At 32.3% G+C, this 25,208-nt stretch carries 39 protein-coding genes; 20 read left to right on the top strand and 19 right to left on the bottom strand.

The window, feature by feature from the left end:
• The first annotated feature begins 1 nt into the window (after position 1).
• Together GvMRE_RS09515 and GvMRE_RS09510 are read left to right on the top strand one after the other, a co-directional pair.
• Positions 2 to 604, top strand: a complete 603-nt coding sequence (locus tag GvMRE_RS09515) for a ParA family protein (protein ID WP_147410960.1) — start codon at positions 2 to 4, stop codon at positions 602 to 604.
• A 32-nt stretch (positions 605 to 636) separates the two neighbouring features.
• Positions 637 to 1,326: a hypothetical protein gene (locus GvMRE_RS09510; protein WP_147410959.1), complete on the top strand. Its 690-nt coding sequence runs from the start codon at positions 637 to 639 to the stop codon at positions 1,324 to 1,326.
• Between the two features lie 419 nt (positions 1,327 to 1,745).
• On the opposite strand, the gene GvMRE_RS09505 is transcribed toward GvMRE_RS09510, so the two are convergent.
• Together GvMRE_RS09505 and GvMRE_RS09500 are read right to left on the bottom strand one after the other, a co-directional pair.
• On the bottom strand, positions 1,746 to 2,048 hold the full coding sequence (locus GvMRE_RS09505) for a hypothetical protein (protein ID WP_147410958.1): 303 nt from the start codon (positions 2,046 to 2,048) through the stop codon (positions 1,746 to 1,748).
• Positions 2,048 to 2,230 carry a hypothetical protein gene (locus GvMRE_RS09500; RefSeq protein WP_147410957.1) on the bottom strand — a complete coding sequence of 61 codons (183 nt, stop codon included), beginning with the start codon at positions 2,228 to 2,230 and terminating at the stop codon, positions 2,048 to 2,050. The genes GvMRE_RS09505 and GvMRE_RS09500 overlap by 1 nt, the downstream gene beginning before the upstream one ends.
• A gap of 189 nt (positions 2,231 to 2,419) precedes the next feature.
• Between GvMRE_RS09500 and GvMRE_RS09495 the strand changes: the two genes are divergently transcribed.
• The 7 genes from GvMRE_RS09495 to GvMRE_RS09470 all read left to right on the top strand — a co-directional run bounded on the left by GvMRE_RS09495 (position 2,420) and on the right by GvMRE_RS09470 (position 10,340).
• On the top strand, positions 2,420 to 6,466 hold the full coding sequence (locus GvMRE_RS09495; RefSeq protein WP_147410956.1) for a protein kinase: 4,047 nt from the start codon (positions 2,420 to 2,422) through the stop codon (positions 6,464 to 6,466).
• Positions 6,467 to 6,478: 12 nt separating this feature from the next.
• Positions 6,479 to 7,747, top strand: coding sequence for a leucine-rich repeat domain-containing protein (locus tag GvMRE_RS09490; RefSeq protein ID WP_147410955.1), 1,269 nt, complete (start codon positions 6,479 to 6,481; stop codon positions 7,745 to 7,747).
• Between the two features lie 13 nt (positions 7,748 to 7,760).
• Positions 7,761 to 8,279: a hypothetical protein gene (locus tag GvMRE_RS09485; protein WP_147410954.1), complete on the top strand. Its 519-nt coding sequence runs from the start codon at positions 7,761 to 7,763 to the stop codon at positions 8,277 to 8,279.
• 78 nt (positions 8,280 to 8,357) lie between these two features.
• Entirely contained in the window at positions 8,358 to 9,323 is a 966-nt protein-coding gene (locus GvMRE_RS09480) for a hypothetical protein (RefSeq protein ID WP_147410953.1), read from the top strand.
• A gap of 24 nt (positions 9,324 to 9,347) precedes the next feature.
• A complete protein-coding gene (locus GvMRE_RS13840) occupies positions 9,348 to 9,515 on the top strand; it encodes a hypothetical protein (protein ID WP_172575353.1) in 168 nt (55 codons plus the stop codon).
• A gap of 115 nt (positions 9,516 to 9,630) precedes the next feature.
• Positions 9,631 to 10,131 carry a SprT family zinc-dependent metalloprotease gene (locus GvMRE_RS09475; protein ID WP_147410952.1) on the top strand — a complete coding sequence of 167 codons (501 nt, stop codon included), beginning with the start codon at positions 9,631 to 9,633 and terminating at the stop codon, positions 10,129 to 10,131.
• Complete coding sequence (locus GvMRE_RS09470) at positions 10,110 to 10,340, top strand: hypothetical protein (RefSeq protein ID WP_147410951.1); 231 nt, start codon at positions 10,110 to 10,112, stop codon at positions 10,338 to 10,340. The genes GvMRE_RS09475 and GvMRE_RS09470 overlap by 22 nt, the downstream gene beginning before the upstream one ends.
• Positions 10,341 to 10,354: 14 nt before the next feature.
• On the opposite strand, the gene GvMRE_RS09465 is transcribed toward GvMRE_RS09470, so the two are convergent.
• From GvMRE_RS09465 to GvMRE_RS09450, 4 genes are all read right to left on the bottom strand, one after another.
• Positions 10,355 to 10,819 (bottom strand): hypothetical protein, encoded by a 465-nt coding sequence (locus tag GvMRE_RS09465; protein ID WP_147410950.1) that lies wholly within the window; start codon positions 10,817 to 10,819, stop codon positions 10,355 to 10,357.
• Complete coding sequence (locus tag GvMRE_RS09460) at positions 10,794 to 11,291, bottom strand: helix-turn-helix domain-containing protein (RefSeq protein ID WP_147410949.1); 498 nt, start codon at positions 11,289 to 11,291, stop codon at positions 10,794 to 10,796. Before GvMRE_RS09460 ends, GvMRE_RS09465 begins: the two co-directional genes overlap by 26 nt.
• Before the next feature lie 15 nt (positions 11,292 to 11,306).
• On the bottom strand, positions 11,307 to 11,753 hold the full coding sequence (locus GvMRE_RS09455) for a hypothetical protein (RefSeq protein ID WP_147410948.1): 447 nt from the start codon (positions 11,751 to 11,753) through the stop codon (positions 11,307 to 11,309).
• A gap of 411 nt (positions 11,754 to 12,164) precedes the next feature.
• Positions 12,165 to 12,485: a hypothetical protein gene (locus GvMRE_RS09450; RefSeq protein WP_147410947.1), complete on the bottom strand. Its 321-nt coding sequence runs from the start codon at positions 12,483 to 12,485 to the stop codon at positions 12,165 to 12,167.
• A 137-nt stretch (positions 12,486 to 12,622) separates the two neighbouring features.
• On the opposite strand from GvMRE_RS09450, the gene GvMRE_RS09445 reads away from it, so the two are divergent.
• Complete coding sequence (locus GvMRE_RS09445) at positions 12,623 to 13,336, top strand: hypothetical protein (protein WP_147410787.1); 714 nt, start codon at positions 12,623 to 12,625, stop codon at positions 13,334 to 13,336.
• Between the two features lie 862 nt (positions 13,337 to 14,198).
• Here the strand turns inward: GvMRE_RS09445 and GvMRE_RS14635 are convergent.
• The 3 genes from GvMRE_RS14635 to GvMRE_RS09425 all read right to left on the bottom strand — a co-directional run bounded on the left by GvMRE_RS14635 (position 14,199) and on the right by GvMRE_RS09425 (position 15,137).
• Complete coding sequence (locus GvMRE_RS14635; protein ID WP_484454269.1) at positions 14,199 to 14,315, bottom strand: hypothetical protein; 117 nt, start codon at positions 14,313 to 14,315, stop codon at positions 14,199 to 14,201.
• Positions 14,316 to 14,479: 164 nt separating this feature from the next.
• Positions 14,480 to 14,680 carry a hypothetical protein gene (locus GvMRE_RS09430; RefSeq protein ID WP_147410944.1) on the bottom strand — a complete coding sequence of 67 codons (201 nt, stop codon included), beginning with the start codon at positions 14,678 to 14,680 and terminating at the stop codon, positions 14,480 to 14,482.
• A 226-nt stretch (positions 14,681 to 14,906) separates the two neighbouring features.
• The gene (locus GvMRE_RS09425) at positions 14,907 to 15,137 is read right to left on the bottom strand and encodes a hypothetical protein (RefSeq protein ID WP_147410942.1); all 231 of its coding nucleotides are present in this window, start codon (positions 15,135 to 15,137) and stop codon (positions 14,907 to 14,909) included.
• Positions 15,138 to 15,200: 63 nt separating this feature from the next.
• Here GvMRE_RS09425 and GvMRE_RS09420 point away from each other — a divergent pair, with 63 nt between their 5' ends.
• Positions 15,201 to 15,425, top strand: a complete 225-nt coding sequence (locus tag GvMRE_RS09420; protein WP_147410941.1) for a hypothetical protein — start codon at positions 15,201 to 15,203, stop codon at positions 15,423 to 15,425.
• Between the two features lie 53 nt (positions 15,426 to 15,478).
• On the opposite strand, the gene GvMRE_RS13835 is transcribed toward GvMRE_RS09420, so the two are convergent.
• Together GvMRE_RS13835 and GvMRE_RS09415 are read right to left on the bottom strand one after the other, a co-directional pair.
• The gene (locus GvMRE_RS13835; RefSeq protein ID WP_172575352.1) at positions 15,479 to 15,637 is read right to left on the bottom strand and encodes a hypothetical protein; all 159 of its coding nucleotides are present in this window, start codon (positions 15,635 to 15,637) and stop codon (positions 15,479 to 15,481) included.
• Between the two features lie 15 nt (positions 15,638 to 15,652).
• The gene (locus tag GvMRE_RS09415) at positions 15,653 to 16,381 is read right to left on the bottom strand and encodes an Eco57I restriction-modification methylase domain-containing protein (RefSeq protein ID WP_147410939.1); all 729 of its coding nucleotides are present in this window, start codon (positions 16,379 to 16,381) and stop codon (positions 15,653 to 15,655) included.
• A gap of 32 nt (positions 16,382 to 16,413) precedes the next feature.
• On the opposite strand from GvMRE_RS09415, the gene GvMRE_RS09410 reads away from it, so the two are divergent.
• Positions 16,414 to 17,235 carry a hypothetical protein gene (locus GvMRE_RS09410; protein ID WP_147410938.1) on the top strand — a complete coding sequence of 274 codons (822 nt, stop codon included), beginning with the start codon at positions 16,414 to 16,416 and terminating at the stop codon, positions 17,233 to 17,235.
• A gap of 407 nt (positions 17,236 to 17,642) precedes the next feature.
• On the opposite strand, the gene GvMRE_RS09405 is transcribed toward GvMRE_RS09410, so the two are convergent.
• From GvMRE_RS09405 to GvMRE_RS09375, 7 genes are all read right to left on the bottom strand, one after another.
• Complete coding sequence (locus tag GvMRE_RS09405; RefSeq protein WP_147410936.1) at positions 17,643 to 18,011, bottom strand: hypothetical protein; 369 nt, start codon at positions 18,009 to 18,011, stop codon at positions 17,643 to 17,645.
• Positions 17,995 to 18,348, bottom strand: a complete 354-nt coding sequence (locus GvMRE_RS09400; RefSeq protein WP_147410935.1) for a helix-turn-helix domain-containing protein — start codon at positions 18,346 to 18,348, stop codon at positions 17,995 to 17,997. Before GvMRE_RS09400 ends, GvMRE_RS09405 begins: the two co-directional genes overlap by 17 nt.
• 9 nt (positions 18,349 to 18,357) lie before the next feature.
• On the bottom strand, positions 18,358 to 18,762 hold the full coding sequence (locus tag GvMRE_RS09395; protein WP_147410673.1) for a hypothetical protein: 405 nt from the start codon (positions 18,760 to 18,762) through the stop codon (positions 18,358 to 18,360).
• Between the two features lie 39 nt (positions 18,763 to 18,801).
• The gene (locus GvMRE_RS09390; protein ID WP_147410934.1) at positions 18,802 to 19,368 is read right to left on the bottom strand and encodes a ParA family protein; all 567 of its coding nucleotides are present in this window, start codon (positions 19,366 to 19,368) and stop codon (positions 18,802 to 18,804) included.
• Positions 19,369 to 19,387: 19 nt separating this feature from the next.
• Positions 19,388 to 19,792 (bottom strand): hypothetical protein, encoded by a 405-nt coding sequence (locus tag GvMRE_RS09385; RefSeq protein ID WP_147410673.1) that lies wholly within the window; start codon positions 19,790 to 19,792, stop codon positions 19,388 to 19,390.
• A gap of 39 nt (positions 19,793 to 19,831) precedes the next feature.
• Complete coding sequence (locus GvMRE_RS09380) at positions 19,832 to 20,434, bottom strand: ParA family protein (protein WP_147410671.1); 603 nt, start codon at positions 20,432 to 20,434, stop codon at positions 19,832 to 19,834.
• A 40-nt stretch (positions 20,435 to 20,474) separates the two neighbouring features.
• Entirely contained in the window at positions 20,475 to 20,906 is a 432-nt protein-coding gene (locus GvMRE_RS09375) for a hypothetical protein (RefSeq protein WP_147410670.1), read from the bottom strand.
• Positions 20,907 to 21,041: 135 nt separating this feature from the next.
• Here GvMRE_RS09375 and GvMRE_RS09370 point away from each other — a divergent pair, with 135 nt between their 5' ends.
• Complete coding sequence (locus GvMRE_RS09370) at positions 21,042 to 21,362, top strand: hypothetical protein (protein WP_147410669.1); 321 nt, start codon at positions 21,042 to 21,044, stop codon at positions 21,360 to 21,362.
• 99 nt (positions 21,363 to 21,461) lie between these two features.
• Here GvMRE_RS09370 and GvMRE_RS14545 read toward each other — a convergent pair whose 3' ends face one another.
• Positions 21,462 to 21,893: an HU family DNA-binding protein gene (locus GvMRE_RS14545; protein ID WP_147410933.1), complete on the bottom strand. Its 432-nt coding sequence runs from the start codon at positions 21,891 to 21,893 to the stop codon at positions 21,462 to 21,464.
• 288 nt (positions 21,894 to 22,181) lie between these two features.
• On the opposite strand from GvMRE_RS14545, the gene GvMRE_RS09360 reads away from it, so the two are divergent.
• From GvMRE_RS09360 to GvMRE_RS09330, 7 genes are all read left to right on the top strand, one after another.
• Positions 22,182 to 22,748, top strand: a complete 567-nt coding sequence (locus GvMRE_RS09360; protein ID WP_147410932.1) for a hypothetical protein — start codon at positions 22,182 to 22,184, stop codon at positions 22,746 to 22,748.
• Between the two features lies 1 nt (position 22,749).
• Entirely contained in the window at positions 22,750 to 23,091 is a 342-nt protein-coding gene (locus GvMRE_RS09355) for a hypothetical protein (protein ID WP_147410930.1), read from the top strand.
• 38 nt (positions 23,092 to 23,129) lie between these two features.
• Positions 23,130 to 23,498, top strand: a complete 369-nt coding sequence (locus GvMRE_RS09350; RefSeq protein WP_147410928.1) for a hypothetical protein — start codon at positions 23,130 to 23,132, stop codon at positions 23,496 to 23,498.
• 90 nt (positions 23,499 to 23,588) lie between these two features.
• On the top strand, positions 23,589 to 24,077 hold the full coding sequence (locus tag GvMRE_RS09345) for a hypothetical protein (protein WP_147410927.1): 489 nt from the start codon (positions 23,589 to 23,591) through the stop codon (positions 24,075 to 24,077).
• A 71-nt stretch (positions 24,078 to 24,148) separates the two neighbouring features.
• Entirely contained in the window at positions 24,149 to 24,427 is a 279-nt protein-coding gene (locus GvMRE_RS09340) for a hypothetical protein (RefSeq protein WP_147410925.1), read from the top strand.
• 5 nt (positions 24,428 to 24,432) lie between these two features.
• Complete coding sequence (locus GvMRE_RS09335) at positions 24,433 to 24,747, top strand: DUF2442 domain-containing protein (RefSeq protein ID WP_147410924.1); 315 nt, start codon at positions 24,433 to 24,435, stop codon at positions 24,745 to 24,747.
• 4 nt (positions 24,748 to 24,751) lie between these two features.
• Positions 24,752 to 25,030, top strand: coding sequence for a DUF4160 domain-containing protein (locus GvMRE_RS09330; protein ID WP_147410923.1), 279 nt, complete (start codon positions 24,752 to 24,754; stop codon positions 25,028 to 25,030).
• Positions 25,031 to 25,208: the final 178 nt, after the last annotated feature.

Below are 25,208 nucleotides of genomic sequence, written 5' to 3'. Positions count from 1 at the left end.
TATGACAATAATCGCTTTTATCTCTCAAAAAGGAGGAGTAGGGAAAAGCACTCTTGCTCAAGCGTTAGCCGTAGAGGCTCACAAAAAGAAAGTCAAAGTTTTGTTAGCTGATTGTGATAGCCAACAAACAACTAGTTACGAATGAAGCAAAATTACAGGCAAAATTCCTTGTCAAGTATTTAATTCCGTTAAAGAAGTTTGACCTTTGGCTAAACAATACCAATTAATAATCATTGATGCCCCAGCTCGCACTAGCCAAGGAACCCTAGAAATAGCCAAGCAGGCTAATCTAATAATCCAACCTACGGGTGCTAGCCGTGCCGATTTAGCACCGGCGGTGAAAGAATTTAATGCTTTAGTGAAAGCGGGAGTAAGCAAAAAGAAGTTATTATTTGTGCTTAACCGTATTGGTAGTAAGGCGGAAGGAGAAATAGCTCAAGGATACTTAAAAGATACTGGTTATTTTTATTTACCCATTTCTTTGCCAGAAAAAGTTTCTTTTCGTTCAGTTCAAAATGAGGGAAAAGCGATTACTGAAATTCCTTATAAGACTTTACGAAAGCAAACCAAGAAGTTAGTGGAGGGTATTTTAGATTATATTTAAAAAATTATATAAAGAAATAAAGATTTAAAGATATGAATAAATGAAACAAACTGCGTCGGCAAAATTTAGGAACAATTCCCCAGGAGGCTAGTTCTAACCTAACTGCTCCGGAAACGGCTCCTTTTCGCAAAAGAGAAATAAATAAACGCACCAAACCTTTAAATTTTAAAGTTAGTGAAGAATTTTATTGACAATTAAAAGATTTAGCTTTAAAGCAAAAATGCTTGATGGTGGAAGTGGTTGAGAGAAGTTTGGAATTTTATAAACAATACTGTTCGAAAAATAATCTTTTGAGTGATAAGGGACGAGAAAAGATTAAACAAAAACCACCAGTCCAAAAAACCAATCCACTAAATCAATTCTGAAAAGTAAACTTTACTTGTGACAAATGCTATCAAAAATTTGAAAGAGCGATAGTCTTTTCTCCTGCTCCTAATCTAGACCAATTAAACCAATATCCTACTTATTGTGTTGATTGCAAAGTAGAAATAGAAGAACCCGAATTTTGCTCTTTTTGAACTGAGACCGGTCCAGAAAAGTGTCCCCATCTCCTTTTCGATAAAAAGAAACAACTTTGTCGTTCTCATAATCGTCAAGTGTGAAAAAGATTTAACCAATTCCTAAAAGATAAATCAGTTAGCAGCACCGCAACCTGATTAACCACTTGGGAGCAATCAGGAGACTGAAAATATTTTTGAAACTTAGGAGAGAAAAATGAATAAAAATCCTGCTAAAAAATTTTATTATATACACTAGTCTAAACCATGATAAATAATAATCTGCTTTCTCCTCAAAAATCCATCTCTTACCACAATCTCTACCTTTGGCTAATGAAACAGTAAAGACATCTAAATATTTTTTAAAAGGATTCTTATCTCGCAATAAGTATCAATTTAAATCTTAAATGTTTGGATTTGAATGCTTTTTACTTCAAATTTGAAAGATGCACTTAATATCAATGCTATTGCCATTTAAAGTATAAAAAGAATTTTCTCCTAACTCCTCTGAGTAGATTAGATTAAATTCTTTCACTTGATATTTGATGCTACCCTTGCCTTTGCTACCGAAGAACATGGGCAAGATAAAGCACACAAAATTGGCTCCCTTTGAGTGATTTATAAATTCCAGAGAAACAACACCTCTATGTCCGAAAGGTGGATTTCCTATAACGAATTAGTGGCTTATTAGGTAATTTATACTTTAAGTAATTACCTTTAATTATATTTTCTCTTTTTGGGTCAATATCAATGCCAATTCTTTTATTTTTAGGAAGCAAATCATAAAAACATCCTTCTCCTACGCTTGGTTCTAATCAAGTGTATTTTTCAATTTTTTCATATTGAGAAATTATGTTTTTAGTTTTTTCAAATAATTTTTCTGCAATATATCTTTTTGTAAAATATTGGTCAAGTATATTTTTTCCATTAACATAATTTAGATTCATTATTCGTCATCTTCTTCGCCTTCCTCTTCTTCGATTTCAGAAGCTCTTTTTTTTATTCTTTCTTCATAAACTTTGCTTTCTAGACAATTACTACAAATCCTTTCATTAGGATCTTCACCGAATCTAACTCTTGGTAATCATTTTTTGCAAATGAAGCAATATCAAGTTTTTCTTTTAGACATATTTTCTTGTTTTTTTTTTGTTAAAAATATATATTTGAGAGTTAATCATAAGACACTAAATTAAAAAGCGTTGGTAAGTTTTTTGTATTTATGAAAATTTTATGCATAAGATTATTAATTTTTGAAAAGTTCTTAAAATGTAGATATTATGAATAAGCAAAAAAGTAAGAAAGGAATAAAAGAATAAAAATGTTTCCTTTTCCTAATTTACCAAATTACCAATATGATTTTAGCAATCTAAATCATCCAATAGGTCAAGATTTAACTTCTCCTTTAACCATTCAAAAAGTAGAATGAGAAGATAAAAGTTGAGGAAAGGTTTTGAAAGTAACTTTTGCAGAGAATATTAAGTTTGGAAATGGTGTTTTAAATAATTTGCATTTTCTCAGGTTTGCAGAAAATAGTGAAAATAAATGTTCTGATTTTGAAAATGGAGAAGCTTTTTTTTATTTTATGAGTAAATTAAATCAAAGTGTTCAAATTCCTATTCGTAGCACCAGATTAGATGAGCAAAAGCTTATTTATTGAGTATTGAGTGATGAAATAATTGAGGAAATTAAAAGCGAAAAAAATAAGTGAGATAAACTTGGTTATATTGAAGAAAAAGATTTAATTTGAGAGAATAAAGAGAAAGTTGAAAAAAAAAATTGAACTGACATTCATCCTGATTTCGCCAAAGATTCGGGTTGAATAATCACTGCTACTAAACAAAAACTAACTTGGCAACAATGATGAGAAAATAAGGGCTTCACAGTTGAAGAAATAAAACAACTAGTAGATACTGGTTTGCATCCAAATGAACCCCATTTCGGTCGTTGGTTAAAAGATAAAAAACAGTTTAATAGTTCACTAACTTTAAATGCTAATGAATTAAGAACAGAATATAATAAACTTTGAAAAGATATTCATGAGGATTTTGGTGAAAAAAACTGAAACGATAAAACTTACCAACAAATCTGGGAAGAAAAAGGCTTAACTTACCAAGATGTTCAGGGATGAATTAAAGCTGGATTTGAACCAAAAGATTATGAAAAAGTTATAGAATGAAAAAACCATAACTTCACTCCCCAAGAAGCTAAGTCTTGAAGAGATATTGGTTTGGATGAAAAACAACATTCTGAATTTGCTACTTATTTAAGAAAAAACAATTATACTCCGGAAGCAGCTTTTCAAGAAAAAAAAAGTTATGCTCAGTACTGACTAGATAGAAATTATCCCCAAAACCAAAGAAACACCATAAGCGACTTACATATTGGCAAAAGATTTCTCATTAGTAGCTTGGATCTAAGCGATTTTGTTAATTTAAAGAAACTTGATTGTTCTCATAACAACCTTACCCAAGTAAAACTACCAAAAGGAGAAAAGTTAAAAGAGTTAAATTTAAGCAATAATAATCTCAACCAAGACTTATCTTTTGTAAGTAAGTTGGTTAATTTAGAAAAATTGTATATTGGTAATAATAAGTTCACTGGTAGTTTAGAGACTTTAAAGAATTTAACTAAATTAGAAAAACTTGATATTAGAGATACTGACATAGACAGCGGTTTAGAATGTTTATCCAACAGCATTAAAGATTTTTGGTGTTCAGCAGATGAAAGAAAAGATGCTAAATGCCAAGGTATATATAAGTCATTTGCTTTTGCTAGTAAACAAGGAAAAGCAGAAACAGATGGACATGGAAAAGTTAGGAATTTTTCCTGAAAACTTCAAGAAATTAAAAAAAAAATCAAACAATGAAAAAAACTTAACTTTTCTAGTGAAGAAATAAATCGGTGAATAAATGTTGGCTTAACAGTTAGTGAATCTGATTTTGCTAATTATCTCAGAAAAAGGGGTTATCAACCTAACACTCCTGATATTAGGGAAATAACTAAAAAAGAGTCTTGACAAGATATTCATGAGAATTTCAGATACTGATGAAGAAAAAAATGAGAAGAAAAAGGATTTGATTGTGAACAAGCTAAAAAATGAATTACACTGCTTGGAACTGGTTTTAAAGTTAGTGATCATGAGTATTGCACTTGGTTGAGAGATACTAAACAAATAGATGTTGAATCAATGTTAGATGGTGACTTAGAACAGAAGTTGAGGGAGGAATACGGAGAACAATGGCTTGGAATTAAGACTATTAAGCAGATAGAAAGATTTAAATATAATGCATTAACTCCTGAACAAAAATCTTTGATTAATCAGTTGATTTCTAGTGAAGAATTAAAAGAAAAGTATCAGAAATATGGGCTGTGTAAAAAATGCCAACAGCCTAAATCTGATCGTGCTTGGTGTCAGTTTTGTAATTCTCAGCATTTTGCTTGGGGGTTTGCTGATTGGACTAGTGGCAACAAAGTCATTGATGAATTTATTCAAAAACAACAAATTAGAGCAACTAACCATGATGATTTATTAGAGTGAATGCCTTACAATAGGTTTATAAATGTTGAATATCTTGCCCAAGGAGGGTTTGGTAAAGTTTATAAAGCAAAATGAGAGGGAGGATACATAAAAAACTGAAACGACAAAAACAATAAATGACAGAGATACGAGGATGATTCCAAAGGAGATGTTGTTTTAAAAAGTTTACATAATTCTCAAGATATAACTACTGACTTTTTGCAAGAAGTTGCTTACCATCATAGATTAATTGATGATAATGGATGAGTTGTAAAGTGTTATGGTATATCTCAAAACCCTAAAACTAAGAATTATCTAATGGTAATGAGATACATAGGAGATAACATGAGAAGATATTTGCAGAATAATTATAATAAACTTAGTTTTAGTGGCAAAATGAACCAGTTGAAAGATATTGCTAATGGATTAAATTCAATTCATAGGCAGAGGTTGGTACACCGAGATTTTCATGCAGGAAATATTTTAAATAATACAAACAGCTATTCTTCCAAGTTTCATATTGCCGATTTAGGACTTTGCCGACCAGCTAATGAAACTGATGAAGAAAAAATTTATGGGGTATTGCCTTATGTGGCTCCTGAAGTACTCAAAAGAGAACCGTATACTCAAGCATCTGATATTTATTCATGAGGCATCATAGCTTGCGAAATGTTTTCTGGATTACCACCTTATCATGACATAGCCCATGATTTTCGTCTAGCATTAAAAATATGTGAAGGATTGAGACCTAATTTAAATGAAGTTAAAGCACCGCAATTGCTCAAAGATTTAACAAGTAAATGCTTGGATGCTGAACCATCAAATCGTCCAACAGCTGAGGAATTGAGTCAGATTTTAGAAAGTTGGGATATTAATGTTAATAACAGCATAAGAGATATAGAGTTCTATCGTCAATACAAAGAAATAATAGACGCAGGGGAGTTTGAAAAAAACTTGTCATCAATAACAAACAAACTAGTTTATAAAACTCATTCTCAAGCAATTTATACCAGTCGACTACTCAATTTTAAGAATTTGCCTAAACTTCAAACTAATTTTTCTCAGGAATGACAAACTTCTACTTTGCTAGAATTGAGAATTAATGGCATTAAAGAAGAACTAAAACTCTTTAAAAAATCTCGGGAAGAGTCAGCTGAACTAATAGAAAATTTTATTCAGAACAAAAAAAAGGTGATTAAAGAAGAAGATAACGAATCCAAAAATGAAGCACGAAAACTAAGAAAAGAGCTAGAAGAAAAAGGCTTTTCAACAGAAGATATGAGTGAGATTGTTCGCTATTGTGAAGAATTGGTTAATTTAGAACAACAAAAAGAAACAAACGACCAAGTCTTAACTAACCAAGCTAAAAGACAATTATCCCTTAATACTCAAAATACAATCACTCAAGAAAAAAATAAATTGTTTAGGATAATTGAAGAAGACAACAAGTCAGAGGCAATTAATTTAATTTGTAAACATAATTCAGCAGAACCGACGGAAATAGATAAACTTGAACAATTTGCCTCTACTGGAATTACGAAAGAACTTAATCAACTTAATATTCTAGATTGACAAAACATCCACTCTTCTTTTACTTCACAACTAATTCAATCTTGAATTCAACATAATTTCACCTATGAACAAACTCGCGATTGAATAAATATCCATTCTCCTAATGACCAAGGACAAGCCATTCAAGAACCAGAGTTTTATGCTTGATTGAGAGATATTAAGCAACTAACTCCTGAATGAGTGTTAAATTATAGCAACATTGATACTTTAAAAAGAGAATATCAACAAAGTCAATTCCAAGCCCAAATAATCCAGAAGACTCATACTAACAATTAAAATATAAATATCATGAAATACAATCAAGAGTGATTCGATAAAGAATATCCTAAAACAGCACAAAAAATAAAACTCACAGATGAAAATTTCCAGGGACAATTAATCATTGAAAGTTATTTACAATTAGAAAAATTACATTTACAAGATATTGAGAATATAAACAAAGTAACTCTCAAAAATTTACCTCAATTACAAGAATGCACTATTTGAAATTGTGGAATGCAAGATTTAGTAATTGAAAATTGTCCCCAGTTAAAAACATTGAATGTTCGTAGAAATCTTTTAACTAATTTAGAATTTTTAATAAACTTGGAAAATTTAGAAGAATTAGAAATAGATGGCAATATAAAAATCAATTCAGGATTAGAATATTTACCTAAAAGTTTAGAAAAACTTTCTTATAGCAATACTAAGTTAGTGGAAATTTTAAAGCAAGAATCCTATAAAGGCAATTGAAGAGCTTTTAGGATAGTTGAGCTAGCTAAAAAAAGACCTCGAGATTTGTTAGAAACGATTTCTGATTTACATGAACAAAATAAAAGGCTAAAGAAAGAACTTAAAGAAAGCAATAATCTTCCTCAGTTATTAGTCCTAGAGGATTCTAATGAGTTTGAGAAAAAGTACCAAAAATTAAAGAGTAAGTTAAACTCTCTTTTAAAAGAAAATGAAGCAAGAACTAAGGAAATACAACCTTTAGAAAAGTCTCTTGCTACCGATGAAATATTAGAGAAGATAAAGAGATTGCAAAAGTCAAAAGAAGCACTAGAAAAACAACTTGTTTCTTTTACGAATGTTGAACGAAAAGAAAAGAAGTTAGATGAAATGCAAAGAGAGTATGCAAAAAAGACTATCCCGGGTTTATTAGGAGGATATAACAAAGAAAAGATAGAAGGAAAAATAAGAAAAATTTTGGAATTTCAAAAAGATATAATTCTTTACGGAAAACCTCCATCAGTCATCACTAATAAAGAAGAAATAGAAGCTAAATTGGCTAAAAAAACAAGGTTGTCAATTGAAGAACTAGACAAAATTTGTATTTTACAGGAGGAAATAGTTCAACTAAAAAAAGATATTAACCAACAAGAAAAGCAAATAATCAATAACTACAACATTGCTGGTAATGCAATTATTAATAGCACAGTTGGTGATAATGCTGATTTAAAAACTATTACTTATCAATCAACCGCCAGTTCTTCAACTTCGGCAATTGTAGGCAGTTCTCAAAAAGCTCAAATTGAGCAAAAGCACAACAAGTGATTAACTTGAAGAGATAAGGCTTAAAAATATAAGTATCATGGAAAATCAAAATAATTTAACTAGAAGTCCAGTTAGGTCTACTACTGGTTCTTTTAATTTTACTGGCTCACTAAGCGTGGGAGGTCATTTAGTAAACGTTGGTGTCTTTGGTGATAATGCTAATTTAAGTTATACCAATTATTCGCAAAGTATAGATAACCAATCTATGCCAATTAACACTGTAAATAATGCTAATCTTTCTCCTGAGTTAAGTAAAGAAACCAAGGAATCAGAAGCAACAATCATCGATGGCAATTATTGCTGCACACTAGGAACACTTGAATTTACTTGTGGTAATGTCTTGTCTTTTTTCTGTTTTAAGTTAGAACCAAGTATCAGATTAAGTGAATTAATATGTTGCCCAGGAAAAAGGAATAAAGAGAAAAAAGAAAAACTTGATGAGATTGAACTAGACATTGTTGAAGAGAATCAAGAAGTTTTGGAAGAAGTTCATCAGGAACAAGAGGAAACTCTTATTCAAGAAGCAAAAATCCTCCAACCAACTAAAAATAATTAATAAAAGCATTGACAAGAGTTTAATTTGAAATTATGAAATTTTTCCTCTCTTATTTATATAACCACAAATCAAGCCTAGATGGCTCATAAACTTCTCGATATTATTCGAGAGGAATACAAAAAGAAAAACAGACCACTAATCATAGTCGCTGATTGGGATGAAGTTATACAGCCTTTCCAGCCTTTGGCGGTTTGAAAAATAGGAAATAAAATTGGCAAAGTCGACTCAACTTTTGAAGAGTTTTTTAAGAGATTCTTTGAAATTGCTCGTTATGGACAAGGTTTAACTAGTGAATTGAGAATAAAAAACATTGAAGGCGGAACTGAAGCAGAAAAAAAAGCTTTTGACGAATACCTAAAATCTCTCGATCTTGTTCGCAAATACGATAAAGGAGAAAAAGGCGAAAATGAAGCTTATTGGAAAAATTATTATTGTTCTTCGGAATGGATTGATGCGATTACCAATGCTCCTTTTCTTTCTCCTGCTGAAGACTTATTAAAAGCCTTAAAAGAAGGACTAATTAGCAAATTAGTAATCATCAGCTCCTATCGCAAAGGCAGAGGTAAAGGTCAAGGATTAACCCGAAAGAAAAAAGTTTTCTCTAAAACTTGAGGTAAATTTTCTCAATGCCAACTGAAATTAACTGAAACTGCTAGAGGAGAAAATGGTAGACATATTCCTTACCGCTGAGAAGTCTTGCGTGATAAATACCTAGACTTTGATATTTTTATTGATGACAGTCCGGGAATAATTTCAGAAAGTATAGAAAACTTGTGTAGAGACAAGATTTATGCAATGCCTGATTATAAACCTTGCCGAAGAGTTCAAAATGAAAATGTTTACTTTGTATCAACTAACATTAGTAACTTAAAAGATTCCGATTTCATATATCAAGAACAAAAATCAAATCAAATCCAACCAGAACTTGAATGATATCACTGAAAATCTACTACTGGAAAAATTCTTTGAATTGGGATTCCTTTACTTTTATTAGCAGGAATCTTGGGAATTATTTTCTATTTCTGAAAAAGAAAAAAAATCTAAAAAATAACCTGTATAAAATTCTCTATGGCAAAAGAATATATTTATCAGAATAAAAACAAGAATCTAATTAAATTCAAGAGTCAATACTTTATTAATTTAATTGAAACTAGACCAGAAACTTATGGGCAGAATTATTCATTAGTGAGCACAGTTTCTTATCCAGAAGAAATTACCAAGCAATACCTCATTTAAAAAAAAGAACCAAAAAAAAATAATCCAGTCACCTCGCTCTGCTCTTTAATAATGCAAAACCTCCTCTTTTCACCATTTTTAAGTGAATTTCGCCAAAAATACTTAAAATCTACCTATGAACTCCCCAAACCAATTGTCTCTCTTTGACCTTATCCAAGATTGTTATCAAATTGGTTGTCATTATCTCAACATTATTCCTTATAAGCAAGTAGTTTTCAAGGGATTTTACAGCGAAAAATTGTTCACTGAAATCTCTAATAATAAGCAAATTGCTCAGTCTCTTCGTTTAAACCTTAATGACCTGCATCAAAAACAAGAATTTGCGGAGTTACTTCAACGAGTGCCAAAAGAATTTGCTGGTATAACTTGAGCCTTAACTAATGAAAGCTGAATTACTCTTAATCCTACCTATTGTCAACCACTTCTCCAAGGAGATTTAAGTTATTTGCTTTGTCATGAAATTACTCATGCTGTCTTACATAATTTAGACATTTATTGAGGCCATTCTTCTCCTCATAGTGAATTAACGGCTTATCTATGACAATATTGCCAAAAGAAATATAGTCACCAACAATTAGTAAAACTACTTATATCATGATGAGAAATGAACCAATAATCAATCAGCAATTACGATCCGAAAGACAAGAACTATTAGCTTTTTACAATCGTTTAGATGCTAACCAAAGAAATAAGTGGCAAAACTATTGGCAAGAGTTAACCAAACGAGATTTCCAAGAAGCCAAAATGGTTCAAGAATTAAACTCTCTTTCTGAGCAACATTATCGTCAATTAATTGCTTATACTAAACTTTTATTGTGGGCTTAAATCCCCCTATTTTACTAGTCTTTTTCATTTATTTCTTGTTCTATTTCGTAATCTTCCCATTTTTCTTCTTCGCTCTTAATGAATTGGGGAAATTTTCTTTCAAATTCTCCTTCAAATCCAGTCCCTTTTTCTAATTCTTCTTTAATAAACTTCTCCGTTCCTTCAATAAGTCTCATTAATTCTTTGAGTTGCTTATCAGTAACTTCTTTGCTTTTTTTTGTTAGATAGTTCATGCTCCCATTGCCAAAGTTTTTTACATAGTAATTATCAATACTGTCAGGATTATTCGTTAACAAACTTCATATTTTATCGGACTTCTCCTTACTTATAAGTTCTTTTCGTTTAGAACCTCCTCATTCTAATAAGCTAGAACTGCATAAATGAGCCCGGGCAAATATTATTATTTTTCTTGGTTCTTTTCGACCAATTTCAGTTTTTATAAAATTTTTGTAATTATTTACTAATTCATGCTCTTTCATATTTTTTCTTAATTTTTATATGAGGAAAGCGCGAGGTAATTTGATTAGGAACTTGCGAAAAAGGGATATCGACAAAATCAGTGTTTTCAATTCCTAGTTTTTCAGTAAAGAGAATTAGGTCGTTTAGTTCTGAATTATAATCAATTAGTTTATCCTTTTCTTCCCGGGCATTTTTTTGATGTAGAGACTTTAATTCGTTGAGTTTAAACTTACTAATTCTTCCGTATAAAATATTTTCAGCTTTATCTTCATTAATTTCTAATTTTCGAGCTAACTCATTAGGAGTAAGTTTATTTTCTCTTTTGTAGCGAGAGATAGATTGGCAAAGACTATATTTTATTTTATCCAGTTCGCTAGCATTAGACTTCAACCCTTCATTTATGTCTTTGCAGTTAGAGTCAGAAAAGTAATTAGTAATGTTTTCTATTTCTTCTTCGGAAGGAAATGTTGGTCTTTTTTGATTATCACTCATTGATTTTTTATCTTGTTATAAAGAATTTTTTATGATGTGGTTATTTATTTTCTTTTTTTTTTTGCTTAGATAAAGGAGATTTATAAAACTAACAAGTTTAGGAAATTTTTCATCAATTTTTATAATTATAGTGTAGGTTCAGTTGTTTCTACTATCAATAACTCCTCTAAAAGCAAAATAGTTTGGTTTCTTATTTTCAAGTTCTTTTCTGTGGAGTTGCTGAACCATATCACGGATTACCTTATTGTTGAATAATCGGTTGGGGTCAGGTCTAACTCCTCTTTTCCTACAACCTTTCAGATACTCGCAGTTGCGTTTTTTATAATGATAACTAACTTCTAATCAAATTCTTTCTTTTCCCCTAATTGTCGCTTTTATTTTATAGAGGCGACTTACTTTTTCAGGTTGTTGCTTTGAAAGATTTTTGTTTGTATTAGAGTTTGCTTTCAGGGCTATTTTCATAATGATGTATTGATCCGCCCTCGGTTTTTATATATATTTTTACGTGTTTTCTATTTTTTACTTATTTCTTGCTCTATTATTTTTTGAAGCCGGGTAATTAGTTTATTTTGACCCATTGCTTATTAAAGATTTTAATGTGTGTGTGTGTGTAATTAAGCATTCTTAAACACTAGCATTTCATAAACAATAAAATGCTTCTTCATAGTTTTATAGCAAAGCATTAAATTTTAAGCAAAAATCAAGCATCCCCCCCTATTTAAAAAAAAGTAGCAAAAAAAAAGTAGCAAAAAAAAAGTAGTCCCTTCCGTCTCGTTTTTCCCAGAACTCGCCTTTCAGGCTCATTTTCCCCCCAATTAAGCCAATTTTTTTGCTTTCAGCAAACATAAAATGTTCCATTTTGTTAAAAATTGGCTAATAAATTGAAGTCACCAATCTCTTCCCCCTCCTCAAACCCGCCGTTGTCGCCCCTCGGGTTGACTCCCTTCGGTCGTCAATTCCCTTCGGGGCTTCCAATTCGGCGTAAATATTACAAAAAAGTTGCGTTTTTCACTCTTTTTCTCCTATTTTCGCCGCACATTCAGCCTTAATTTTTATATAACTTGGACTGTTTCACAGTCCAAAAAGCCCTCCGGGCTTAATAAAAAAAAAATAATAATGATTGAGGCTTAAAATTTTTAATAAGTGATGCTGTTTTTTCCTTTTTTTGCCTGTGCTTTTTTGTATCCAAAGCACAGGTTTTAAGTATTAAATAGGGAAAATCCTTTAATTTTCCTTATTAAATGGGGCAAAATAGGGTTTTTGAAGGAAAATTTTTTTTGCTACTTTTTTTTAAATGAGACAATAGACGGACAGATATTAAAAATATCTCTATGAAAAGCAAAGGTGATAATTTGTTAGAGAGGAGTATTTTTAATTCAAAAGAGATAAATAAATCTCCTTTAAAAAGAGTAGGAAAGAAACATTTCAAAACTCCTACTTGTCAGTGATGCAGTTCACCAGAAATTAGATTGGTGCCAGTGAGTTCACTTTGGAACCTAAAACCCCCAGAAACCCCTCGTTATCAAAAACTTTGGCAAGAACGCGGCTGACCAACGAAACTGAACTTATGCTATTATTGTAAACAGAACTGTGAGTTAGCACATAGAGAAGTTAACTTGTGGCTGTGTCCCCGGTGTCATAAGTGTTTGATTTATCGTTTAGAGAATAAGCCGGGAAAGGCGGCTTATGAGCAATTGCCGGTGAATTGCTTGTGGTGCGGTTGGAAAAAGAAGCGTTTGACTAAAAAACAGCAAAAGAAAATCACCGACCAAGTAATTAAGAGTGGGCTGAGTTATCAGAGAAGTAAGAAAACCGCGAGCAAGAATTATTTTGCTTGGTGTAGTTTTTGTGAAGGAGTGATAGTTGGTAAGCAAAAAGATAAAGGAGTTAAAAACCGCAACCAAATACGCTTTTGAACTGATAAAGTTGGTGAGGAAAAGTTGATTTGTAATAAATGCTTGCGGGAAAATGGGGAATTTCAGCAGTTATTGTTAGGTAAATATAAGGGGAGGTGAAGAAAGTATAAGAGTAGGGGGTTGATTTAAAGCAGAAAGGCTTTGTTGCTTTAAAAAACATTATATTCCATGACGAGCAAAGAAACATCGCCCCAAAAAAGCCAAAAAAGAAGTAATTACCTATTTTCTTTATCCGCTAGAAGACCAAAAAATTATGGTCAATGACCACTTAATTAAATATTTCTGCATTAGTTCTCACTGTGATAAACATTTAGAACATGGCATCACTCATGAATTAATTATGAAACTAGTTCAATTATTAAACAGCCGCTATTTTCCTTTTAGTGGCAAACAACCCAAGAAAAAGAATTATTTTAAAGAATACTCACCAAATCACTGCGTTAGCAATTCACTTTTAATTGGAAGGGCGTTAACCTTTTTAGCGTTTTTACATAATGGTTTTTTGGTTAAAAATAAAGGCTATTTATTGGAAACCTTAATTATTTTATGATTAGTGAGTTTTTTGCTCTTGCTGCTGATTGTTTATTCCCTCTGCTGTATAAAAGCCATTTGCTGCGAACCAGTACTTATTTCTGCCATTAGGGCTTGGACTTGGTTTTGTAATTCTTGGTGCTCCTGTTTTAAGTCTACTAGTTCTTTCTCTACTTTCTCTTTATCTTTTTTAGTTTGCTCTAATTGAGTTTGGAGAGATTGATTCTCTGTTTGCAATTGACCGTTAGTATTATTAGCAATAGTTAGGGAACTATTAAGATTAGTAATAGTCTGCTGATTTTGTTGATAAATATTCTGTTGATTTAATTGGTTGATTTGACTTTGCAATTCCTGTTTTTGTCTATCTATTTTTTCTTGAAATTCTTGCCTGGCAGTGTCTAGTTGATTTGTTAAATCTTCAATATTATTTCTAAAAACTTCTTCGCTTTGTTGTTGTTGGTTAAGTTTTTGTTGTAATTCTTGGATTTGAGTAGTTAANATAATCACGATTAAGCAATTGGGCTAATTCTTGAATATTAGCGGGCTGCTCTGCTACTAAACAGGCTAATAAGTCCATTCGGGCTTGACTAGCTACTCGATAAATGGTTTCTAAACGGTTAGCAATCATTAAATTTTTTGGTTGAATGTGTTTTTTGCCGGTATCCACTGCTTCTCAAAAACCTTGAAACATCCTACGAGGGGAAGCTTGTGGGTCATATTTAAAAATAAACTTTTTCATAACTATAATTCAAAATCAAAATCACCAAAGTGTTGTCGCACCAAAGTTAAAAACATTTTTTCGGTTTCAGGACGAGAAATTCAAGCAAAGAATTTTTGCTTTTTCTTATCGTCGATATGATAATGTGGCGACTTACCAGGATGATTATCCAACAAAACAAATTCTTTATTTGGTTTAGTTAAATTAAAAGCAATTCATTCCATTTTGTAGCCTTCGGGGGAAACTCAGGTCGAACTTTATCAATGTATTGCCAAAGTTTCATACGTAAAGAGATTTCATAACCTTTATCAGTAATAAATGTTTCACTGATAAAATAAACCAAATACCGCTTTTGCTTCATTTATATATGTAGTTTTAGCACCACATATATTTAATTTTTAGGAGCAAAGAAAAAGTTTGTTTATTAATAATGGCAAATACCAGCATTATTTAAAACAACTCTTTTTCCTCTATTTGCGGATTACAAGTTTGACATTTTTCTCAATTACACACTCTCATGTTAGCACTTTTTCATTTTCTCACCGTGCCGTCAAGCTCTTTTCTTTCGCGTCAGTCTAGGAAACCGACATAATGCTTACCATCTATTTTAGTGCTTAATTTCTCTAACTGGTTATTGGTTTCAATTAGTTCTATTCAAAAGGTATCATTATTATTTAGCATGTTTTAGAGTTATATAATGATTTTTATTCGTAAAAAAAAACCAACTCTGCTTAAAAATTTTATATGATTTGTTCTCGTTGTCATAAACCAATTCCCCAAGGAGAAGAAGTTCAAAGGTCGGGTGGTTTCTTCTTCTGGTGAATGGGAAGTGAGACCGTGTGTAAAAAGTGTTCTATTATCCGACAGCAACAGCAAAAGACTTGAATTATAGGCTATATAGTTTTTCTTTTGATTTTACTTTTTTTGCCTTTAATTATCATATTAATTAAACAAAGTATAAGAAAATAAAGTATTTTATTTATTGTTATTTATTAGCATGCTTATATAATAAGTAAGTTTTTTTACCTTCTATTTTCTCATCTTTGTCAACTTTCTCGACAAATACCGCAATTATTTGCTTTGGCACAACATTTAGCACAAACTAAATTGGTGTCTCAGTGTTTATCCCTTGAATCAACTATTTCTGTTTTGGAATTAGGACATTCTCGTTTTTCAGACATATTATATTTATAATTTTACTTTCTCTGAACCTTTTTTAGATACTTTTCTAACCCTTTACTGGATAAAGCATCAGGACTTCGTTCTAAATCTTTTGGTACGGAGTTAGTAAGAATTCTGGTTAACTCCTTTTTAAGAGAATATAACTCGCCAACATATCTATCATTTTCATAAAGATAAACAGAACTGGACTTTTGCGGAGAAAACAAGGCTAAACAAACGGGACTTTCGGTGTCCGTAAACATTTGACTGCTTAATAAAGTGTAAGAGTGTAATCTATCTAAAAATAAATCAGCATTAATAAAAGAAGCGGGGATAATGGCTCCCACATAATCACAATTTTTTAGCATTATTTCTAGGCATAATTTATATAAATCATCATATTCAGTGGTGGGAAAAGTGATTTTTTTGCGACAAGCGGAATTTTTAGCAAGGTAAGGAGGATTAGTAATGATTAATTTGTAGCCACGGGGGAAGTCTTTAATGGTATCTTTATTTTTTACTTCGGGAGAGCCAGGATTTACATCATAAGCCACAAAATCAAAGTTATAGCCTTCGTCTTGGAGCATTTTGATTAAGTTATTAGAGCCAGCAAAGGGTTCTAAAACTAGATTATTGCTTTCTTTTAAGGCTTGGTTAAATCATTCTTGAAACTGCGGATAACTGAATATATTTTGGGTAGTGTAAAAGCAACCTAGTCTAATCTTTTCAGTGTTTATTAGTGAATTTTCTAAAAGAGAAGTCATTATTAAGATAACTAATTAAGAAAAATCGCATCATGAAAAGCAATAAACAAATAATTAGCCAACATGGCAAACATAAACCAAATTATTATCAAAAAAATAAACAAAAATATCTTTTAGCTAATCAAAAATACCGAACTAAATTAAAAGCACAAAGGGAACCAAAAACCCCTTCTCTTTTTCAACAAAAAAAGCAAAAACAACTTTTAAAATTATTAGTTAATAATCGCTCTTTTGTCCCGGTTCCCTTGGGCTTAAAGCACCCCATAATTAAAAACTGAAATGCTGATAATTACTGATACAAGCAAAAAATTGATCGGAATAATTTAGCGAGAGGTTGCGTGCGTATACTTAAAGATAACTGAAACAACTCCGCTATTATTTGGCTTGATATAGACCAACCAAACTGAACTAAACTAGCCAAAATATTCCGTTGCGGTTATATCACTTCTCCGAAAAAGCATATTCGCATTCCAATTCCGATTAAAGATTTACAAGGCAAGAAAACCGGCACTCTTTACTATCAAGGGCAAAAAATCGGAGACGCTAAAATCAGCGGTGAGGTTATGCTTCCTGGCAATGCTTATTATGACAAAAATGGTCAGTTTTTAGGCTATTATCAGTATAAAGCATGAGGTTCTTTTTTTCCTTTAAATAACCTCATATGAGAAAACACTACTGAATTCTTTGCTTATTTAAAGCGAATTAGTGGAATTGAATATAAATCTATTAGTCAACATTTTTCTCACGCAAAAATCATTGACAAAATGCTTGATTATATGCCATTTAAGATTTCTTTTATTCCCTCACGGGAACCACCAGAATTAAATAACCTTTCCAAAATAGCTAATTACTAGGGGCATTACAGCCTTTTTGTAATTATTTACTTTGGGGAAGTTATTTTACTAACTTTTCCCTAAAAAACCAAAAAGAACAGCGATAAGTTGGAAGCCTGATTAGAGAAATCTAACACAGGAGAGCGTTATTAACGTGGTAGTTAATGACGGGGCTAATGTAAAACAAGCCCTAGCGGTCCCGACCACACCGAAAGGTCGGCATGGAAATGCTTCCGTGGTATCACTAATTCTTTTATACTATATTTTTACATAAGAGTAGATATCATGGAAAGAGAGAAGAAACCAAAATATGTTTGTTACAGAAAATGATTATACACCATGGTTAGAGTTGGGAGAGTGCGAGATTTAGAGGATTGGTGTATAATCAAAAAGGGAGAGTGAGAAGAGGAGAATTGAGGTTGTTTTTGTTAGTCTTGTTGATGACAATTTTTTACTCATAAATGATTGTCCGTTCCATCTTTAAACCAAAATACTAATTTATACTTTTTGTCATCAAAGGGAATTCTTTGAGGAACAAAATGGTCTCTTTTCCAGTGGGGATTTTTCTTGGGTTCAGGGGCTAATATTGCTTCGTTTAATGCTTCTTTGAAAATATTGATAATTAGTTCTTTGGTAATTGTCTCCCGACCCTTTTTGGTTCAGGTATAGTCGGTAACGGTTAAATATTTAATTATTCTTTTGTTAAAAACCAAATTAAAGTGAAGAGAGTAAGTTCATTGTTGTTCGTTATGTTCCTTGCTAAATTTGTCGTCAATTAAACTAAACAGTTCGCTCATGCGGGGAGGTTTTGTCAGCTTTTTTTTGGACTACCATTTTTATTTCTAATGGTAAGTGGGTAGCATAAGCGACCAACCTGTCCAAAGTAAAGTAATCAATGCGGTAATATAAAATGTCCTCTGTTTCGGCTTTGCTTAATTGGATTTTTTGGGCTATTTCTGCGGTGCTAGCTTTGGTGTCTAATTGATAGCTTACAAATTGCCGACAAATATCATGTTTAGCTTGTTCCAAAGGAGTGGGATTTTCTGGTAAAACCCATGAGCCGCCTGAATAATTTGGGTCGCATAACTCTTCTAAATATTTTTGGTATTCGGTTTTTGCTTGATTGTTTTTCATGCTTATTATTTATTTTTTACGATGTTTCCCATAACACTCCAAAGATTTTTCTAGGATTTCGGTCATTAGACATTTTTCTTTTAGAGCATACTCTTTAAGTTTTCAATAAGTTTGTTCTTTAACTTTAAGATTTAATTGTTTAGTGCGACCACTAATTCTTTTATCACTAGGGGCTAATTCTGGGGCTTGTAAATTTTGACTAGCTTCTTGGGGAACTGCTCCGAGGCTTTTCTTATGAATTTTGTTTCAGTGATTATTGGCTTTCTCGTTTGCTTTTACACAATCACCGCAATAAGTTGTCTTTAATTGGTCTAAATCAGAATCCGGAGAATAGGCTACTTTTCTATTAAATTCTTTTTGGCATTTGTCGCAAACAAAGTCTACTTTTATGAAGCGGTTTAATTTCTCTCACATATAGATATTTTTATATCGCTATTTAGATACCGCTATCTTTTATAAGTAAGAAAGGAGATTGTTAATTAGTTGCTGGGCTTGTTTTTGGAGGTTTTTATATCTAGTTTCAGTGATAGATTTACCTTCATTTTGCGTTTGCCGATAACTGGCTTTTTCATAGAGAACTAGGGGAGAATAATGATAACCACTAACTTTTAAATATTGCTGGCTGGCTTCGGCTTCGGCTTTGGTGGCAAGGCGAGTTAAAATGAATAATAATTTTTTCTTGTTTACGCCTGCTTCTTTTAAGGCATGGAATTCTTTCACTGCTGGCACTAAATCTAACCTGCTTGCTCCGGTGGGTTGAATTATTAAATCGGCTTTTTCGGCTATTTCTTTGGTGGCTTGGCTGGTTCTTGCGGGTCCATCAATTATTATTAAGTCATAATTACGGCTTAAAGGTCAAATATCTTTTACTTGCTGGAATACTTGACAATTAACTCTTTTTTTAATTTGGCTTCACTGATAACTGCTCGCTTGCTGGGGGTCGCAATCGGCTAGTAAGATTTTTAGTTTCTTTTTGGTGGCTTCGGTGGCGAGGGCTTGGCTTAAAGTAGATTTTCCCACTCCTCCTTTTTNTTATTATTTATTTTTTACGATGTTTCCCATAACACTCCAAAGATTTTTCTAGGATTTCGGTCATTAGACATTTTTCTTTTAGAGCATACTCTTTAAGTTTTCAATAAGTTTGTTCTTTAACTTTAAGATTTAATTGTTTAGTGCGACCACTAATTCTTTTATCACTAGGGGCTAATTCTGGGGCTTGTAAATTTTGACTAGCTTCTTGGGGAACTGCTCCGAGGCTTTTCTTATGAATTTTGTTTCAGTGATTATTGGCTTTCTCGTTTGCTTTTACACAATCACCGCAATAAGTTGTCTTTAATTGGTCTAAATCAGAATCCGGAGAATAGGCTACTTTTCTATTAAATTCTTTTTGGCATTTGTCGCAAACAAAGTCTACTTTTATGAAGCGGTTTAATTTCTCTCACATATAGATATTTTTATATCGCTATTTAGATACCGCTATCTTTTATAAGTAAGAAAGGAGATTGTTAATTAGTTGCTGGGCTTGTTTTTGGAGGTTTTTATATCTAGTTTCAGTGATAGATTTACCTTCATTTTGCGTTTGCCGATAACTGGCTTTTTCATAGAGAACTAGGGGAGAATAATGATAACCACTAACTTTTAAATATTGCTGGCTGGCTTCGGCTTCGGCTTTGGTGGCAAGGCGAGTTAAAATGAATAATAATTTTTTCTTGTTTACGCCTGCTTCTTTTAAGGCATGGAATTCTTTCACTGCTGGCACTAAATCTAACCTGCTTGCTCCGGTGGGTTGAATTATTAAATCGGCTTTTTCGGCTATTTCTTTGGTGGCTTGGCTGGTTCTTGCGGGTCCATCAATTATTATTAAGTCATAATTACGGCTTAAAGGTCAAATATCTTTTACTTGCTGGAATACTTGACAATTAACTCTTTTTTTAATTTGGCTTCACTGATAACTGCTCGCTTGCTGGGGGTCGCAATCGGCTAGTAAGATTTTTAGTTTCTTTTTGGTGGCTTCGGTGGCGAGGGCTTGGCTTAAAGTAGATTTTCCCACTCCTCCTTTTTGGCTGATAAAGGCGATTATAGTCATATAGCAAGATAGCGGTATTTAAATAGCGGTGTTTTTAAGGTTATTTTTTTCTTTTAGCCGTAGGTTTAGAAGCAGTTCAAAAATCTTTACTAGGTTTGAAACTAATGCGATTAGTTGGTTTAGTTGATTTTAATAAGTCTTGTTTTTTCTTTTGACAATCTTTACAATTTCTTGTATCTCGCACTAAATTCTTAAACTTGTCTGATTTAGCAAAAACGGCAATACCTTTTCCCTTATTGGCTTGCTTGAAAACATTAATGGCTTTTTCATGTTTGCCGCAATTCTTACTACCTTTGGGTTTGGCAAGGCTTCTCTTAATGGAAAAATAATTTTTAAAGTTAATATTTTCTCCTTGGATTAGTTTTTGCTTGGCTACTTCTAAGAAAGCATTTAATACTTTTTTCGTAGTATCCTCATTGCCGATTTTACTTTTTTTGTTTACTTCTTTACTTATTTGTTGAATTCCTAACATAATAAGAAGTTTTAACTACTTAACTGGCAAACATTTCTCGTATCCAGCGTTTTTTGGCAGGTTAATTACATTTTTGTTCTCATTTAAAGAGAACCACTGCGTGTCAAAATAAAGTTTTATTTTTAGTAGAAGTGTATGAAAAAACCAATTAATTCCCACCAAAAAACTAATGCTGAATACGACCACTCTTGCCAAGAATGTCGTAAAAACGAAGCCGTGATAAAACTTGAAGGTAGTGGCTGAATGGCAAGTATTCAAGGGAAATTCTGCGAGGAATGTGCCATTAAAAAAATTAAGTATTGATATTGTAAAGATATGCCTGAATTTCACTTAATTTGTGCTGATTGTGGTCGTTATAAAGACCAACAAGCAGAAAATAACCGAGTGTTGCGAGAAGTAGAAATGTCGGAATTATTAAAAGAAATCCAGCGTCGCATGAAAGAAAACAAAGAATAATAGAATCCTCTCCATCGTATAAGTGAAAAGTAAAACACCATCATGGACTTAAAAATTTAAAGTCTTGTTAGCCGACTGTGATAGTCAGCAAGCCACTAGTTATGAGTGAAGCAAAATTAAAGGCAAAATTCCTTGTCAAGTATTTAATTCAGTTAAGGANCTAATGCGATTAGTTGGTTTAGTTGATTTTAATAAGTCTTGTTTTTTCTTTTGACAATCTTTACAATTTCTTGTATCTCGCACTAAATTCTTAAACTTGTCTGATTTAGCAAAAACGGCAATACCTTTTCCCTTATTGGCTTGCTTGAAAACATTAATGGCTTTTTCATGTTTGCCGCAATTCTTACTACCTTTGGGTTTGGCAAGGCTTCTCTTAATGGAAAAATAATTTTTAAAGTTAATATTTTCTCCTTGGATTAGTTTTTGCTTGGCTACTTCTAAGAAAGCATTTAATACTTTTTTCGTAGTATCCTCATTGCCGATTTTACTTTTTTTGTTTACTTCTTTACTTATTTGTTGAATTCCTAACATAATAAGAAGTTTTAACTAGTTCCTATCGCCCAAGCCGCCAAATGTCGGCTTCCCCGATACCCCAAATTAATCCTTAAAAGGTAATTATCCCTTTTTCAAAGGTTTCTTTTATCTTTAAAGTTCATATCAATTTTAATAAGTAAATTTTGCGAACCCCTGTTGGTTTTTTATAAATAAAAAAGTGAAAAAAATCCTCAGCAAGTTCATATTTTTTCCAGTTCGCCCCACCCTTGGGGCAAACGCCAAGTCTCATACGGCGACGCCTGAAATTCACTCATGAAAATAGATATGAACGATAAAAAAAACCAAAATAACGGAGCTTCTCTCCTAGGTGAGAAAAAAACTAAATTGGAAAGCCAAATTGCTGAGTTACAGCAGCAAGAACAGCAAACCCAAAAGCAGTTAAAAACTTGTCAAATCAAAGCCAAAAAAGCGAATAATCTCGCTAATTGCTTAATAGCTACGGAGAAATTTGGTAAACAATTCTTAACCGAAGCGGTGGAAAAAGAAAAAAATCAAGAGCAACCGGATAGTTTTTGGCTAGAATATTTTCTTAGAGACAAAATTGAATTTAGTCTAAAATTTGCAGCTGGTAAAGAAGCCTTTATGGAGCTTATTCTCAAAGCTACGGAGCGAGAATTAAACAGTCTCCGTCAGAGATTGGCCAGCATTCAAAGCCAACTCCAACACCAAAAAAGAAAGTTTGCCCGTCTCCAAGCAAGACGGCAAGGTAAAACTCTCCTGGAATGTAAAGCAAATAACGGAATTGGTTGTTTAGGTGCTTATCAGTGTCAGAATTGCCGAATTAATTATCCAGTCGCCGAGAGCGAAGCATTGAAAGGAGGTTCCTACTAAAATGGGAGCCGAATTGTTAAAATTCACTGGAACTTTTGAAAACTACGACTATTTAAAAGATTTCCAATGTCCACAATGTAGACAACCCATTAGCGAGCAAGATATCACTGAAAAGAATTATCAGTTATGAGTTAGTGATTATGCTAATGAAGTTGAAAAGTCCGAATTCTTTAACTCAACTTGTTATAGTTTATCCTTTTGATTAAAATCCGTAGAGCATGAATATTGTCCCGAAACGGAAACTTGTCAAAATTGTTATGAAAAACATTTAACTATTGCCATGAAAAAAATTGCTAGTGATTATTATTGCGTTAACTGCATTAAGGAGGTAAAGCATGAATAATCTTTGATTACCCGTTTTTATTTTAGGAGGAAATAAAAATGAATAATATTGTTGATATCACTTTTATCTATGATACCAGAGTGGATATTTGCTTCCTCCTCACGGGTAAATCTGTCCGTGAATTAACCATTAAAGGACCCATAGAACGCAACAGAGAAATCATTGGCACTTGATTCCAAATTAACCATTTAACTAATCACTGAATTTCTTTTAGAAAAGACAGATATCGCCTAAACACCTGAGAAGCCTTTTATAAATGTATCCAAGGAGAACAAATAACTTTCTATCGTCGTTTATTGCGAACAGAGAACACTGACACTTTGCTTAACTTTTCTTTCTCGGAAAGTGATGAATGAATTAAAGACCCCATAAGTGGCAAATGGAGGAGTAAGCATGCTAGTAAATAATAAGTTAGGGTTTCCCAGACCCTTTTTTTACAGTGTTTTATAAGGCTTTTAACACGGGCTTTTGTCCCGCTTTGTTGCTAAAATAAATATATGGTAAAAAGCCGTAAAAAATATACTCTTATGGGGGGAGTAAAAGTTAGTTCGCAACAATTATCCGAGTGAGGAAGCACAGGCGGACGACCCAAGAAATACGCCAATCCTGCTGAAAGAAAACGAGCTCACCGTTTAAGAAAAAAGCAAGCCCAGTTCGGAAACCAAGCCCAATTAGCCCCCCGCAAGACTTACGGCAAAGTAATCATTAAAAAATATCTCACTTGTCCTAATTGTGGCAAAATAAACTATGATTTAAGTAAATACTTTAACGAAAAAGGTGAATACATTCCGCAAACCTACTGATTTGATACTGTGCGAATGAAAAAGATAAATATCCGTGAAAATGAATATAATTGCTTAAATTGCTATCAAACTTTTTCTTTCCATAGTGGTAAAATAAAACTCCAAGAGACTAAAAAGACAGTTCTCCAAGCAGGAAACAGCACTGAAAGAAGTCAGAGAAGCCGGGCAAAAAACAAAAAATAAGTAATGAATAGTCAGTTTTCTCGGCTGAATTTGCTGAGGACTAAAAGCGATCAGTGATTTATTAAATAAATATGTCAAGCATTAGATTTTTATTAGTGATTTTGCTTTTTCCGTGCTTGCTGATTTTTTTTCTAGTTTGGTTTATCTACTGAAAATTCTTTGGTAAAAAACAGCTAAAAAAAGACAGAAAAAGACAAGAATTCAAGAAAAAACTCCAAACCCATTTGTATAATTTTGCTCCCAGTAGATTAAAAAATAGAACTTGGCAAAAAAGCACTGGTAAGCTCAAAAAGAAGCATAAAAAACCAATCAAATCAGGCAAAATAAAACAATCAGGAATTAAAAAATAATTAATATGCGAACTAGAACCCAAGAAGAAGCAGTTAAGCAGCCAATTCTCCCTAAATCCAAAGAAGGCAAAACTTCCCAAAAAAGGGTTAAAATACTTAATTTAGCCATTCACCTAGAAAAATTAACCGCCCAACTAAACGACGGACGAGAATTAAGCATTCCCATTGATTGGTTTGCTAAATGAGGAGTAGAAAATGTTAGTGCCGATAAATTAAGAAAATATGAGTTAAAAAGAGGAGAAAACATTTACTTTCCTGATATTGATGAAGTATTAGGGATTGAAGCCTTTATTTATGGTTTTGACGCCCCTTGTGAATAAATTTATGCCAACTTGGAAAATAAAGGGTTATTGATGCTATTTCAAAGTTAATGATATAACCAAGAATAAGCCCGCTCATATTCATATCGAAACTTCCCGCGGTGAAATTGAGTTTTGATTAGAGAAAACTGATACTAAATCCAAAGACGAAGTAAAGATAAAGAAAATTCAAGGTCAAGTTTCAGACGAAGAAAAGAACGAGACCGAAAAGATTGCTAAAAAGAATAAAGATTTATTTCTAAAAGAATGAAATCAGAGAAAAACCAAGATGACAAATAAATAACACCAAAATAATTATAAAAATCAATAAATCTAGTTAAAAATTATGTATAATAAAAAAATCTGTATGAATAATGATGAAAACCATTCTAAAAGAACCAAACCCTGAGGACTAAAAGTCCATGAAAACTTTTTCTGAAAAGTAAAACAAACTGCTCTTAAAGAAAGGTGTGAAGTAGTAG

The organism is endosymbiont GvMRE of Glomus versiforme (assembly GCF_003546845.1).
Note: the sequence above shows the minus strand (reverse complement) of the source record. Positions and strands in the feature narration are given on the sequence as shown.